The following is a 13,004-nucleotide window of genomic DNA, read 5'->3' as shown; positions in this document are numbered from 1 at the left end:
TCGGGAACAGGGTATGCCGGTATGCCCATATATCTATCGATTTAAAGGCAGTTCAGTCAAAAATATGAGTCGATATTGAACTGCCTTAAGTCAGCACTGCAGTATTTACAATAAGCCAATAATGATGTTCCGGCCCTACATAGATGTACCCGCTTAACCCGGCAAATCAAGGAGTAGAACTACGAGAGCTATTCCCGAAGAAACAAATGCTTCAGAGGAAACAACTTACACTTCATCACTAAGGGAATGTGTTAATAAACTGACCTTTAGATGCCAAATTTTAGCTGTCATCGCCACAGCTTCAATAGCCGGTCATGTAGGTGCGGTTTTCGGGCTGTTGTCTTACTTGAATCACTGGTGATAAAGATCAGATTTGAGTTTTGCGATTGTCTGCGCACCAGGTAGTCGACAATCGCAAAACTCAAAGCAAGGACAGTAGCAACCGTGAAATCATAGTCAGCAAAACAAATTGTGGCGAAACACCAGTAAGCCGATAATGTACGTTATGTCAGATTACCCATTTTCTTTTCTCCCCTGTTTCAGATTCCACAAGCCGTTCGCGTAAGTTCCCGGTCATCTAGATTCATGCAGCCCGTTGACGTTGCTCGTGCTGATGCTCCAGCCGCTTGCGCAGACGCATGACCGTCAACTCGTCAATGGGCCGCTCAGGCAGACCCGGGGTCAGCTGTCCAGTAGTCAAATCTACATGGTCGAAGGTCTGCAGTTCCAAATCCATCCGATGCCAGATAGCGCCCACAGAGATGGCGAAGACGGCACGCCCGGACTGCATCAAAGTGAAGACCTGATCTGGGCCTGAGCACTCGGTAACCTCGTCCCCGTCGCAAACCACAGTCACATGCTCAAGCTGACCCACTGTCCGACGCTCAAGATAAGCCACAGTGCTCGTTGCATTGACCAGGTTGACGCCGGCATCCAGGAGTCGCTTGAGGACCGCCAGGATGACCACATCTTTAAAAGAATAGAGCCTGCGGGAGCCTGATCCGTGTGAGGCCTTGATTGAGGGCTCTACAATCCGTTTGCGGGCCCAATAATCCAGCTGCCGATAGGTGATACCGGCCACCTTGGCCGCTACAGTTCCTCGGTAGCCTCGGGTAGTGCCCTCGGCCTGCTCAGCCGAGAAGAGTTCCCCCTGCACCAGCGTCGGCACCTCTTCGGCCATGACATGCCCCCTATCAGCTCTTGGCGATGACTGCCCGATTATCGAAGTAGACCAGCCGGAACTTGCCAATCATGATTTCGTCTCCGTTGTGCAGGTCGGCCTGGTCAACGCGTTCACGGTTGACGTAGGTGCCGTTGAGGCTACCAGTATCCTCGACCCTGAAGCCTTGGTCAGTCCGTACGAATATGGCGTGCGCCCTGGAGACTGTCGAGTCGTCCAACAGAATATCCGCTTTTGGATCACGGCCCACGCTGATCTGATCCTCATCCAGCAGATAACGCGATCCCGACACCGCTCCCCTGGTAGATATCAGCAGGGCTGTACCCTCAGGCAATCGGGCCATAGTCTCCAGGTCGTCCTTGGTCAGTGGACGGTCACCGTTGGAAGTGACTGGAATGTTCAGGGCCGGCATGCCAATGATGGTCGTCTCGCCCGCAGTGGGAATAGGTTCTGTCATAACTGTCTATTCTACAGGCTTTGCATACTGGTAGTCCTGCACGCGTCGAACCTGGTCGATTCTGACACTATCGGACTGCTCCACTGATACCGATGCATGGAATTGCACCTTGATTCGCGAGCCTACTCCCCCGGCAATCTGAATGGCATTCTGCAGGCTGTCCGGGTCCCCGATGGCCTTGACTACGTAGGGACTGTGCAGCTTGGTATGATCGCACTGCAGGCCGGTGCGGGTATCCAGCAGATAGGTGTTGGTGACCACCCGGACATCATTGAAGGATATGACCTCGGCCCCGGCGTTGCGCAGCTCCTCAATCAGGTTGAACATGGTGGAGGCATCCACACGATCACTGTCCTCGGTGACCGTCACCACCACTCCCCTGCCCTGGGCCGGCAGCCGTCCGGACAGGATGCCGCTGCTCTGCTCGTTCTGCTGGGCGATGCGGGCGGCCTCCTTTTGCTTGTCAGCAGCGGACTTGATAGAGGTCAGCTGCTGGTTGAGCTGGCTCTTGCGCTCCTCCAGCTTATCGACCTGGTTGCTGGTCTCGTCCAGCACTCGCACCAGTTCTTCCTCGGATAAACTCTGGTAGGAGGACTGATTGTTGCGCACCTGGACGGCATACCCGAAGCCCAGCAGGGCGCACATAAGGGCCACTAGGACGCTGGTGACCAGCCTGACCCTGGTGGCGTTGGAGTTGAGTGTGCGCAGAGGCCTTCGACGAACCACAGGGAAAGCACCAGTCTGCGTATCGTCGGATGGAGCCCTGACCCGTCCAGGCCGCCTAGGCGGAATGCTCTCGGGCATTCGTTCATCGCGCTTTTTCCTGAGGGTGTGTCTCATGTACTCACCCCTTGAAAATGAACCGTCGAATAGCGGAGACGTTGGAGAAGATGCGAATACCTAGGACCACAATGACGGCTGTGGACAGCTGAGAGCCCACACCCAGCTGATTGCCCAGGAAGACCAGAAGCGTGGCGGTGATCACATTGGAGATGAAGGAGACCACGAAGACCCGATCTGAGAAGCTGCGCTCGAAGTAGGAACGGACTGCACCCATCAATGCATCCAGGGCCGCCACCACCATAATGGGGAGGTAGGGCTGCAAGACGATGGGAATGTCGGGCTTGAGGAAGATGCCCGCCACCACGCCTAGGATCAGGCCGAGAATTGCCGACATGTCAATGACTCCTTCCGGCATAGGACAGATTGGGCAGACCGACTGCATTCAAGTTCAGGCGCCGCTGCTTGTTCACATTGACGGTGATGTTCGCATCTTTCAGGTCACGCAGGCGGCTCTGTAGATCGCTGCGAGACATCAGATCAGACAGTGCACCCTGGTCGCCTATGGCTTCAATCTTGTAGGGTGCCTCGATGGAGGCGGTACCCACCAGGATGGTCTGACCGGCCGTGCGCACTGATGTCTGTGTTCCTATTCTATTGCCGTTGATGGCAATGGCCTCGGCACCCGCAGACCAGAGCTTGGTCAGAAACCACTGCAGATCCTGGTCGGTGACCAATTTAATCTGATCCGTATTGTCTCGGGCATCCTTGGAGGCAATAGGGTTAGCCAGGGTGATAACGATGCCTTGGCCTTGTACCTTACTGGTACCGTTGGTCAGATCATCGGCGGTTTGGGTGCCGTTCTGCCCTTGACCGCCAACTTGACCCGAAAGCGTGTCGATATTTCCGTTGAGATCCGAAATCTGGCCGTTGAGGTCATCGGCACGTTTGCTGACCACCTCTACCTGAGAGATCAGCTTTTCACGTACCTTCTGACGCGGATCCCGGTGCAACACCTGCACTATGCCCGTGCCTGCCAAACCAACCAGCACACAAATGACGAAGACCAGGATCCTATTGACCCAAACGCTCAGCGGTGACCTGCGCTCAGCAGGCAACAGGCGGGCATCCTCGAACATAGGATCCATAGGACGGTTGGTCAGATCATCGATCAGCCTCAAGGACTCATCGGCCATGCGTCGACGAATGGACTCCTGGGATGGCTCAGAGCTCTCTTCGTCAACATAGTGGCGTTGCAGACCAGCGCTGGAATGCGAAAAAGCCGCCCGGCGGTGAATCAGGGCACGGTCGGGCGGCACGGGGAAGGATTCAGGCACTCTCTGCGGTTCAGTCATGATGGCGGTCCTGACGAAGCAGTCCGATACCTTGACGTGCGTATATCAGCCCTGCCAGCCAATAGAGGCCCACCCCCCAAATGACGGCCGCCAGGGCCACCAGATGGAAGAAGCGGAAGAAGGCTGAAGTACCCACATCCGCAAAGATCAGGGCCGGTATGGCCAGCATGAGTACGGCTGTGCCGGTCTTGCCCGCGAAGTGAACCGGCAGAGGGCCATAGTTGTGCTGAGCCAGCGCCAGAACCAGCAGACCCATGAGCACGTCCCGGGCCCCGACCAGGGCCAGAAGCCACCAAGGGAGTATGGATGCGATGCTCAGAGCCAGAACCGAACAGAGAATGAGCAGGCGATCAGCCACAGGGTCTAGAATCTGGCCCAGCTTGCTGACCTGGTTGAACCTGCGAGCAATAATTCCGTCCACACCGTCTGACAGGGCCGAAATCAGCATGACCACCAAGGAGATGATCAAATGCCGGTTGGCCACCAGGTAGGCAATAAGAGGTATGGACAGGATACGAAGCAGGCTGATGACATTCGGGACGGTGAGAATTACGGACCGAGGCTCAGGGCTGTACCTGCTACGTGAAATTCGATCAATCAGTGCCATCCGACTACATTCTAGAAGCTTGTAGGGCTGTTACAAGGATGGCGCGCGCACCAATCTCATAGAGCCGATCCATGAGGTTGTTCACCTGGTCCCTGGGTACCATGGCCCTGACAGCCGCCCACTGCTTGTCGTGCAAGGAGGAGACTGTCGGAGATTCATAACCGGGCGTGATGCCTACAGCCATGGCTACACGCTCGACCGGGATGTCGTAATCCATTAATACATAGCGGCGGGCTGTCAGCACACCCTCCAGCCTGCGGGACATGACCGCCAGACGCTCATCATTCGGATCCAGGTGCGGCGACCTAATAAGAATTCCCTCCGATTTCAGAATCGGGTCACCGAAGACACGGAGCCCGGCATTGCGCAAGGTGGTGCCGGTGGAGACCACATCAGCGATCAGGTCAGCCACCCCGAGCTGGACAGAGGACTCCACTGCCCCATCCAGATGGATCAGTTCTGCCTTGAGCCCCTTGCTAACCAGGTAGTCACCAAGAAGCCGGTCGAAGGTGGTGGCGATCCGCTTGCCGTCCACATCCTGAAGACTGCTGATAGCACTGGCTTCGGGAGCTGCGAACCTAAAGGTGGATGCGCCGAATCCCAGCTGGGTGACCTCGACGGCCCCGGTGCCTGAGTTCAGTAGAAGATCACGCCCGGTGATGCCCAGATCGATGGTTCCCAGGCCGACATAGACCGCTATGTCGTTGGGCCTTAGGTAAAAGAGCTGAATATCGTTGTCAATGTCATCGACCACCAGCTGCCGATCATTGGAACGCAGACGGTAGCCAGACTCTGACAGCAGCCTCCATGCGGGCTGGGACAACATGCCTTTATTGGGCACCGCGACCTTCAACACGGCAACCTCCTAATTACGGAAGCGAATCTACAGCGGGATGGGATTTGGAGTTACAGGTACCTGTAGACATCCTCCAGGGTGATGCCCCGATCGATCATCATGACCTGGATGTGGTACAGAAGCTGGCTCATCTCTTCAGCCGTCCGCTCCTTGCCCTCATACTCAGCGGCGATCCAGGTCTCCCCGGCCTCTTCATTGATCTTCTTGCCAATGAAATGCGTGCCCTTGTCCAGCTCGTCAACAGTCAAGGATCCTTCTGGGCGCTCCTTTGCCTTGGTCGTGAGCTCCTCAAATAGCCCATTGAAGGTCTTCATCTGGCTATCTCCATTCTTCCTGCAAAACCTGTCAGTCCTTGTAGCTTACCTGCGCAGCCTGCCTGATCTGGTCAATGGCTTTAGCCGGGTCGTCGGCACCATAGACCGCTGAGCCTGCCACCAGAACATCGGCTCCAGCTTCTGCCACGATGGGAGCCGTGGTGGGGCTTACTCCACCATCCACCTGGATATGGGTCTTGAAGCCACGAGCAGTGATCTGGTCACGTAGGCGGCGGGTCTTAGGCATCTGATTGTTCAGGAACTTCTGGCCACCGAATCCTGGTTCCACGGTCATGACCAGAATCATGTCAAACTCATCCAAAATATCGAAGATCGGCTCTACGGGTTCGGCAGGACGCACAGCCAGGCAGGCCTTGACCCCCATGTCGTGCAGCTGTCGGGCCAGGCGGACCGGGGCATGGACGGCTCCAGTGTGGAAAGTGACGGAGGCGACACCCAGCTTGGCAAATTCAGGAGCCCAACGGTCGGGATCCTCGATCATCAGATGCACGTCCACCGGCAAGTCGGTTACCTGGCAGATGCGCTCCACCACAGGTTCGCCGAGTGTCAGGTTGGGTACGAAATGGTGGTCCATCACGTCGACGTGGACCATATCGGCATTGGCAATAGCCTTGAGATCCCGCTCCAAGTTGGCGAAATCGGCGGAAAGAATGCTGGGTGCTATCTGAATGCTCATGAAGATTATTCTATGTTGTACGGAAGACCGGCGGTACCGGTTTGTTGCTCAATTGCACAGGTCCCGACCCTCGGGCAACCGACCCCTGTCCTATTTGCTCTGGGACTCGGATTCCTGACGCACCTCAAGCTCGGTAATGGTCCTCAGCTTTTCGGACAACAGGGAGGTCGGCTTGCCCTTGCGCGCTATGAGGACGAAGGCTGCAGCAGCCAGGAAGAAGACCGTCATGGACACCCAGACGTTGATCCTGACACCTAGGAATTCGTGGGCGAAGTCGATGCGAAGGGCCTCGATCCAGGTGCGCCCCAAGGTGTACCACATGACATAGAGGGCGAAGAGGGAGCCAGCCTTGAGGATGTTCACGGCCTTGTGGCCGATCCAGACCAGGAGGGCCGCGCCGATCAGGTTCCAGATCATCTCATACAGGAATGTGGGCTGGAAGAGGGTGCCGGTCGGACAGGTGGCCCCGTCATAGCACTGTTCGCTGCTGCCGATGGCGGAACCTGCGGCGTCGATCTTCAGTCCCCAGGGCAGCGTGGTGGGAGCCCCATAGAGCTCCTGGTTGAACCAGTTGCCCAGCCGCCCGATGGCCTGGGCCACCAGAAGGGCAGGAGCCACGCTGTCAGCAAGCAGGGCGGTCGGGTAATTCTTGTGACGGCACCAGGCCCAGGCTGCTAGAGCTCCCAGGAGAACCGCACCCCAAATGCCCAGACCGCCTCGCCAGATGCGCAGAATGTCTGCTGGGTTGCCATCAGCTCCGAAATACCGCTCAGGAGTGGTGATGACGTGATAGAGCCTTGCGCCGACGATGCCGGCCGGTACCGCGCAGATAGAGATGTCCAGAATCTGATCAGTCCGACCACCCTCCTTCTTCCAGCGTCTAGTCGTGATCCAGGCAGCCACGATGATGGCCAAGAGCATGGTCAGGGCATAGAACCTGATGGTAACCGGCCCAAGATGGAAGCTGGATATTCCCGGCGATGGAATGTAGGCAAGCGTCATAAAGCCCCAATCTAGCCCCTAGGCCTTACAGCCCCACTCACTTCCTGGCCTGGGAGATGCCCCAGCGCAGGTCGGAGCAAACCTCAGCCAGGGCCTCCAGAGCCTTTCTGCGGTCTTTCCGCGGTCTGCCCTCGTCATCCAGAAGGCAGTGGACCAAGGCCGATCCGACGATTACCCCGTCCGCATAGGCGCCAACCTGAGAGGCCTGCTGGGCGGTCGAAACCCCGATGCCCACGCACACATAAGGAGCGCCCGCATGCCTGACTCTCGCCACCAGGTTCTGGGCCGAATTGGACATACTTGTTCGCTCGCCGGTCACGCCCATTCGTGAGGTCGCATAGACGAATCCTCTGGCGGCTCGAGAAGTGATCCGCAGACGTGCATCAGTGGAGTCGGGCGAAACCAGATAGACCCGGTCAAGGCCATAGCGGTCAGACTGCTCTATCCATTCCCCGGATTCGTCGACAATCAGATCCGGGGTGACAAGCCCGGACCCGCCAGCCTCGGCCATACGCTGGGCAAAGTCCGCTACGCCATGATGCAGAATCAGATTCCAATAGCTCATGACCAGAGCCCTTGCACCGTCCGCCTGGACCTGGCGAACCGCATCGAAGACGCCCTCGACCTTAACGCCATTGTCGATGGCGCACTTGCTGGCTGCCTGGATCACTGGGCCATCCATGACCGGGTCGCTATAGGGCAGTCCGATCTCAACGATGTCGACACCGCTTTTCACCATGACCCGCATGGCCTCCAAGGATGTTGGCACGTCGGGAAATCCGTAGGGGAAATAGCCGATGAAGGCTGGCTTGCCCTGCTGCCGGAGGGCCTGCAAAGTGGATGCCACCGGGCTGGCCGTGCGGCTGAACCCTTTGGGCTGGACGGGCTGCACGGGGGCTTTCTGCCATTGCCATAGCTGGTTGACCATCATCGGGCCTCCTCTTCTGCTTGATCACTCTTGCCATGCCCGGCCTGGGCTTCCAGTGCGCTGGCCTCCTGCTCGGACAGGTAGCCGAACCATCTGCCCGCAGTGGCCACATCCTTATCGCCTCGGCCCGAGATGTTGATCAGGATGACAGGATTCCTGATTCCCTTGCGCAAAAGGTCGGTGGCCGCCTTGCTGGCTCCGGCCAAGGCGTGCGAGGACTCCAGGGCAGGGATGATGCCCTCAGTCCGGCAGAGGTCGCTGAAAGCCTGCATGGCCTCCTTGTCTGTTGCGTAGTCATACTTGACCCGGCCCATGTCGTGCAGCCAGGCATGCTCAGGTCCCACCGAAGCGTAATCCAGGCCGGCCGAGATGGAGTAGGTGTCCATGGTCTGGCCTTGGTCATCCTCCAACAGATAGGACTTGGTCCCTTGGAAGACGCCGACCTGACCTGTCCCTGGCGACAGGCGGATGGCGTGCTCGCCCGACTTGGGCCCGTTCCCGCCGGCCTCGTATGCGTAAAGGGAGACACGAGGATCGTCCAGGAAAGTGTTCATGATGCCGATGGCGTTGGAGCCTCCACCGACGCAGGCCACAACCCCATCAGGATGGTCGATGCCATACGCAGACAGCTGAGCTGAGGCCTCTTCGCCGATGATCTTCTGAAAGTCCCTGACGATGGTCGGAAAGGGATGGGGGCCGGCCACCGTGCCCAGCAGGTAGTGGGTGGACTCCACGTTGGTCACCCAGTCGCGCAGGGCCTCGTTGATGGCATCCTTGAGAATCCTGGTCCCTGTGGTCACTTCGACGACTTCGGCTCCTAGCATCCGCATCCTGGCCACGTTCAGCGCCTGCCTACGGGCGTCGACCTGCCCCATGTAGATTCGGCACTTGAAGCCCAGGAGGGCACAGACCGTAGCCGTGGCCACGCCGTGCTGACCAGCTCCAGTCTCGGCGATGACGCGGGTCTTGCCCATGCGCTTGACCAGAAGCCCCTGACCCAGGGCGTTGTTGATCTTGTGGGCGCCCGTATGGTTCAGGTCCTCTCTCTTCAGGAAGACCCTGACCTGGCCTCCGACCCGGTCGCTGATAAGCTTGGCGAACCGAGGCGCAGGCGTCAGAGCCGAAGGGCGCCCTACATAAACTCGGTTGAGTCTGTTCAGCTCCTCACGGAAGGCCGGATCTGCCTTGGCCTCCTTGTATACACGCTCCAGCTCGTCAAGGGCACCCACCAGGGCCTCAGGGACGAAGCGTCCGCCATAAGGGCCGAAATAGGGTCCGTCATGGGTTGAGAGGGGTCTGGCCTCAGCGGCCTTGAAGCGATGGCCGGCCTGGACCAGCAGGCGAACCGTCCCCTCCTGGTCCTGGGAGGTGACCAGACCTTCTCCTATCAGGACTGCATCGGCCCCGGCCCGGGCGTACCGCTCCAGCTCGACCGTCCCGAACACTCCGGACTCAGCCACCTTGACCACATCCTTGGGCAGGTTGGAAGCTAAACGGGCATACTGGTCAACGTCAACGCTCAAGTCTTTCAGGTTGCGGGCGTTGATGCCAATCACCCTGGCGCCGGCCGCGATGGCCCGCTCAATTTCTTGACGATCATGCGTCTCGACCAGGGCGGTCATGCCCAGACTCCCAGCCAGATCGAGCAGGTGCTTAAGGCGGGTGTCATCCAAGGCCGCCACAATTAGCAGGATCATATCGGCCCCATTGGCTCTGGATTCCCAGACCTGATAGTCGGAGACGATGAAGTTCTTGTTGAGCACGGGAATGCCCACTGCCTGCCTGACCTGTCGCAAATCTTCCAAAGACCCCAGGAAGCGTCTGCCCTCAGTCAGGACAGATATGGCTGAGGCACCCCCGTTGGCGTACTGCCGGGCCAGGGCAGCAGGATTTTTGATGTCTGCAAGATACCCCTTGGAGGGCGAGGCGCGCTTAATTTCTGCGATAATCGGAATGCCGACGCTCTCCCTGAGCAGTCGGGCAGCATCCAGAGGTTTGCGCTTCATGCTCCTGACCTGTTGCTTGAGGCTTTCCAAGGGAATCTTCTGTACCCGGCCCCTAGCATCCTCCACGGCACCGGCCACCAGTTCATCCAAGACGGTCATAGAGCCCTTCCCTCCAGTTTCCTGTGTGTTCCCTGCCACAACCTTAGCGTCTTTCTGCAATGGATGGCCCTTCCTCACTATTCATTTCCGCCTGAGTACGATTGCCCTGCACTGCTGGAAGCGGTCCGCCGGCTTCGAAACACGACCTGGTCCCGGTATGGCAGGCCGCCCCTACTTGGTCCACCTCGATAAGAAGCGCGTCCCCGTCGCAGTCAATGCTGACTCCCTTAACGTATTGGACATGCCCGGAGGTGTCACCCTTGCGCCAGTATTCCCGCCTGGAGCGGGACCAGAATGTGACCCTTCCTGTCGTCAAGGTCCGTCTAAGGGCCTCCTCGTCCATGTAGCCGACCATAAGCACCTGGCGACTGTCATACTGCTGGACTACAGCGGCCACAAGGCCCTGATCGTTCTTCTTGAGCCTAGACGCTATGTTCGGATCCAAACGTTCTTCCTGGTCATTCGAAGACTGTGACATTGATCCTCGTTCTCCTTGATTCAGCTAATTGATTCAGCTGGTTTGTCCGACATAACCCTGTCGATTTATTGTTTATGGTATGGGTATAGTTTCCCGATGTCTGCCAACAAGGCCTGCAAACGCCGTGCACCGCGTGGTGCCGAAGTTCTCTGCGGGATTGGTTCAGGCCTGCCATCGAACCGGATACCCGGCCGCATGGAGCGCCTGCTTGACGTCCTGGATGGACACCTGACCAAAATGGAAGACGGAAGCAGCCAAGACCGCATCGGCCCCAGCCTTGACCGCAGGAGGAAAATCGGCGGCCTTGCCTGCTCCGCCACTGGCGATGAGCGGAAGAGATACTGCCCTGCGCACGTCGGCGATCATCTCCAGATCGAATCCCTGACGAGTGCCATCCGCATCCATGGAGTTGAGAAGTATCTCGCCGGCTCCGAGTTCCTGGGCCTGCTTGACCCAGTCGATAGCATCAATGCCGGTGGATTGGTGGCCGCCCATGGTGGTCACCTCATATCCCGAGGTAATGCCCTGTGCGTCGGATCGGCGGGCATCGACCGATAGCACCAGGACCTGGCGACCGAACCGCTGGGCGATGTCGCCGATGACCTGCGGGTTGGCAATTGCTGCTGTGTTGATGCCAACCTTATCGGCTCCTGACCGCAGGAGAGTATCGACATCCTGCGGGGTGCGCACGCCTCCGCCGACAGTTAGGGGGATGAAAATCTGATCTGCAGTGCTTTTGACCAGGTCCACCATGGTGGCTCGCCCGCTGCCCGAAGCAGTCACATCCAGAAAGGTCAGTTCGTCGGCTCCCTGTTGGTAATAGGCGGAAGCCAGTTCGACCGGATCACCCGCATCGCGCAGGTTCTTGAAGTGGACGCCTTTGACCACACGGCCCTGGTCGACATCAAGGCAGGGAATGACACGAACAGCTACCGTCATGCGACCTGCCTTCCTGCCTGAACCCATTTGTTTGAGTCAAAACCTTAGCTTCTGCAGTGTCCGAAGACCATGACATGTCCACACTATGGCATGACCACATTGCAAAACGCGGAATCAGGCCTGGAGCTTGACGGACTTGGCTGCCAGCTGTCCGCAGGCGCCGTCGATGTCCGATCCTCGGGTCTCCCTCATGGTTGCAGTGATGCCGGCCTTGTGGAGGATGTCCAGGAAGCGCTGCTCATCCTCGGGCTTGGAGGCCGTCCAGCGCGACCCCTCGATCGGATTCAGGGGTATGGGGTTGACGTGCGCCCAGTCGTCCCCGTAATGGTTGAGGCGCTTGGCCAGAAGGCGGGCGTGCTCGGCCTGGTCGTTGATGCCGCGCATCAGGGCGTACTCGATGCTGACCCGTCTGCCGCTGGCCAGGTAGTAGTCGTGGGCCGCGTCCAGGACCTGGGTGGTATTGAAGCGGCGGTTCATGGGAACCAGCTCGTCGCGCAGCTCGTCACTGGGGGCATGGAGGGAGACGGCCAGACGGACCGGGATTCCCTCCTTGGTCAGCTTGCGGATGCCGGGGACCACGCCGACCGTGGAGACGGTGATGTTCCTGGCCGAAATGCCGAATCCCTTGGGCGGCAGGGCACTGATCTGCCTGACTGCGGAAAGCACGGCCCGGTAGTTGCCCATGGGTTCGCCCATCCCCATGAAGACGATATTGCTCAGACGACCTGGACCTCCGGCAACCTGTCCGGACTTCATCATCCGGGAGGCGGCCCGGACCTGCTCCAGAATCTCACCGGTTGACATGTTCCGGGTCAGGCCCAGCTGACCTGTGGCGCAGAAGGGGCAGCCCATGCCGCAACCGACCTGGCTGGAGATGCAGAGGGTGGCCCTGGAGGGGTAGCGCATGAGCACGGATTCGATCCTGGATCCGTCGAAGAGCTCCCAGAGGGTCTTGATGGTGGTCCCCTGATCCGCCTTCTGAACGGTGACCGGGGTGATCAGTTCAGGGAAGAAGCGGTGTGCGGCCTCCTGGCGGCTGGCTGCGGGAAAGTCCGTGAAGTCGTCCGGATTGGTGGACAGATGATTGAAGTAATGGTTGGCCAGTTGCGAGACCCGGAATTTCGGCAGGCCCAGTTGAGCGCAGACCTCCTGTCGCTCCTTCTGGTCCATGTCCGTAAAGTGGCGCGGCGGCTTGCCTCGCCGGGCATGGTCGGCCGCCAGAACGTCCCTGAAGGCCCCATCCTTGCCTCCGGGGGTGATGCCGGTCTCAGGCTCGTCACCGGTCATGTCGACATCCGTCATACCT

Annotated in this window: 15 protein-coding genes; all 15 read right to left on the bottom strand. The window is 58.7% G+C overall.

The genetic code is table 11. From position 1 onward, the window contains the following. Positions 1–583 precede the first annotated feature (583 nt). The 15 genes from ACUIAI_RS03105 to rlmN all read right to left on the bottom strand — a co-directional run bounded on the left by ACUIAI_RS03105 (position 584) and on the right by rlmN (position 13,000). Positions 584–1,180, bottom strand: coding sequence for a MerR family transcriptional regulator (locus ACUIAI_RS03105; protein WP_254477152.1), 597 nt, complete (start codon positions 1,178–1,180; stop codon positions 584–586). Positions 1,181–1,193: 13 nt separating this feature from the next. Beyond that, entirely contained in the window at positions 1,194–1,637 is a 444-nt protein-coding gene (locus tag ACUIAI_RS03100; RefSeq protein ID WP_254477151.1) for an FHA domain-containing protein, read from the bottom strand. 6 nt (positions 1,638–1,643) lie between these two features. After that, positions 1,644–2,477 (bottom strand): DUF881 domain-containing protein, encoded by an 834-nt coding sequence (locus ACUIAI_RS03095; RefSeq protein ID WP_110412769.1) that lies wholly within the window; start codon positions 2,475–2,477, stop codon positions 1,644–1,646. A gap of 4 nt (positions 2,478–2,481) precedes the next feature. Further along, positions 2,482–2,814, bottom strand: coding sequence for a small basic family protein (locus ACUIAI_RS03090; protein ID WP_015021764.1), 333 nt, complete (start codon positions 2,812–2,814; stop codon positions 2,482–2,484). Position 2,815: 1 nt separating this feature from the next. Continuing rightward, on the bottom strand, positions 2,816–3,772 hold the full coding sequence (locus ACUIAI_RS03085; protein WP_445342606.1) for a DUF881 domain-containing protein: 957 nt from the start codon (positions 3,770–3,772) through the stop codon (positions 2,816–2,818). Continuing rightward, positions 3,765–4,379, bottom strand: a complete 615-nt coding sequence (locus ACUIAI_RS03080) for a CDP-alcohol phosphatidyltransferase family protein (protein ID WP_181414894.1) — start codon at positions 4,377–4,379, stop codon at positions 3,765–3,767. The genes ACUIAI_RS03085 and ACUIAI_RS03080 overlap by 8 nt, the downstream gene beginning before the upstream one ends. Before the next feature lie 4 nt (positions 4,380–4,383). Further along, positions 4,384–5,235 carry an ATP phosphoribosyltransferase gene (gene hisG / locus ACUIAI_RS03075; protein ID WP_445342605.1) on the bottom strand — a complete coding sequence of 284 codons (852 nt, stop codon included), beginning with the start codon at positions 5,233–5,235 and terminating at the stop codon, positions 4,384–4,386. 50 nt (positions 5,236–5,285) lie between these two features. Then, positions 5,286–5,549 carry a phosphoribosyl-ATP diphosphatase gene (locus ACUIAI_RS03070; protein WP_254477147.1) on the bottom strand — a complete coding sequence of 88 codons (264 nt, stop codon included), beginning with the start codon at positions 5,547–5,549 and terminating at the stop codon, positions 5,286–5,288. 31 nt (positions 5,550–5,580) lie between these two features. Beyond that, the gene (gene rpe / locus ACUIAI_RS03065) at positions 5,581–6,246 is read right to left on the bottom strand and encodes a ribulose-phosphate 3-epimerase (RefSeq protein ID WP_445342604.1); all 666 of its coding nucleotides are present in this window, start codon (positions 6,244–6,246) and stop codon (positions 5,581–5,583) included. A 90-nt stretch (positions 6,247–6,336) separates the two neighbouring features. Then, on the bottom strand, positions 6,337–7,248 hold the full coding sequence (gene lgt / locus ACUIAI_RS03060) for a prolipoprotein diacylglyceryl transferase (RefSeq protein WP_445342603.1): 912 nt from the start codon (positions 7,246–7,248) through the stop codon (positions 6,337–6,339). 37 nt (positions 7,249–7,285) lie between these two features. Then, entirely contained in the window at positions 7,286–8,176 is an 891-nt protein-coding gene (gene trpA / locus ACUIAI_RS03055) for a tryptophan synthase subunit alpha (protein WP_254477185.1), read from the bottom strand. Beyond that, positions 8,176–10,281 (bottom strand): tryptophan synthase subunit beta, encoded by a 2,106-nt coding sequence (gene trpB / locus ACUIAI_RS03050; protein WP_254477145.1) that lies wholly within the window; start codon positions 10,279–10,281, stop codon positions 8,176–8,178. The genes trpA and trpB overlap by 1 nt, the downstream gene beginning before the upstream one ends. Before the next feature lie 43 nt (positions 10,282–10,324). Continuing rightward, the gene (gene hisI, locus ACUIAI_RS03045) at positions 10,325–10,759 is read right to left on the bottom strand and encodes a phosphoribosyl-AMP cyclohydrolase (RefSeq protein WP_445342602.1); all 435 of its coding nucleotides are present in this window, start codon (positions 10,757–10,759) and stop codon (positions 10,325–10,327) included. A 162-nt stretch (positions 10,760–10,921) separates the two neighbouring features. After that, positions 10,922–11,698 (bottom strand): imidazole glycerol phosphate synthase subunit HisF, encoded by a 777-nt coding sequence (gene hisF / locus ACUIAI_RS03040; protein ID WP_445342601.1) that lies wholly within the window; start codon positions 11,696–11,698, stop codon positions 10,922–10,924. A 114-nt stretch (positions 11,699–11,812) separates the two neighbouring features. Further along, positions 11,813–13,000 (bottom strand): 23S rRNA (adenine(2503)-C(2))-methyltransferase RlmN, encoded by a 1,188-nt coding sequence (gene rlmN, locus ACUIAI_RS03035; protein WP_445342600.1) that lies wholly within the window; start codon positions 12,998–13,000, stop codon positions 11,813–11,815. Positions 13,001–13,004 lie beyond the last annotated feature (4 nt).

The organism is Bifidobacterium sp. ESL0827 (assembly GCF_052606685.1).
This window is presented reverse-complemented; position numbering and strand designations above follow the sequence as displayed.

What these genes read in the sequence shown, in the direction of transcription:
- ACUIAI_RS03090 (WP_015021764.1), bottom strand. Translation starts at nt 2,814, where the DNA reads ATGTCGGCAATTCTCGGCCTGATCCTAGGCGTGGTGGCGGGCATCTTC.
- hisI (WP_445342602.1), bottom strand. Translation starts at nt 10,759, where the DNA reads ATGTCACAGTCTTCGAATGACCAGGAAGAACGTTTGGATCCGAACATA.
- trpB (WP_254477145.1), bottom strand. Translation starts at nt 10,281, where the DNA reads ATGACCGTCTTGGATGAACTGGTGGCCGGTGCCGTGGAGGATGCTAGG.
- ACUIAI_RS03105 (WP_254477152.1), bottom strand. Translation starts at nt 1,180, where the DNA reads ATGGCCGAAGAGGTGCCGACGCTGGTGCAGGGGGAACTCTTCTCGGCT.
- ACUIAI_RS03100 (WP_254477151.1), bottom strand. Translation starts at nt 1,637, where the DNA reads ATGACAGAACCTATTCCCACTGCGGGCGAGACGACCATCATTGGCATG.
- rpe (WP_445342604.1), bottom strand. Translation starts at nt 6,246, where the DNA reads ATGAGCATTCAGATAGCACCCAGCATTCTTTCCGCCGATTTCGCCAAC.
- ACUIAI_RS03080 (WP_181414894.1), bottom strand. Translation starts at nt 4,379, where the DNA reads ATGGCACTGATTGATCGAATTTCACGTAGCAGGTACAGCCCTGAGCCT.
- lgt (WP_445342603.1), bottom strand. Translation starts at nt 7,248, where the DNA reads ATGACGCTTGCCTACATTCCATCGCCGGGAATATCCAGCTTCCATCTT.
- ACUIAI_RS03070 (WP_254477147.1), bottom strand. Translation starts at nt 5,549, where the DNA reads ATGAAGACCTTCAATGGGCTATTTGAGGAGCTCACGACCAAGGCAAAG.
- rlmN (WP_445342600.1), bottom strand. Translation starts at nt 13,000, where the DNA reads ATGACGGATGTCGACATGACCGGTGACGAGCCTGAGACCGGCATCACC.
- trpA (WP_254477185.1), bottom strand. Translation starts at nt 8,176, where the DNA reads ATGGTCAACCAGCTATGGCAATGGCAGAAAGCCCCCGTGCAGCCCGTC.
- ACUIAI_RS03095 (WP_110412769.1), bottom strand. Translation starts at nt 2,477, where the DNA reads ATGAGACACACCCTCAGGAAAAAGCGCGATGAACGAATGCCCGAGAGC.
- ACUIAI_RS03085 (WP_445342606.1), bottom strand. Translation starts at nt 3,772, where the DNA reads ATGACTGAACCGCAGAGAGTGCCTGAATCCTTCCCCGTGCCGCCCGAC.
- hisF (WP_445342601.1), bottom strand. Translation starts at nt 11,698, where the DNA reads ATGACGGTAGCTGTTCGTGTCATTCCCTGCCTTGATGTCGACCAGGGC.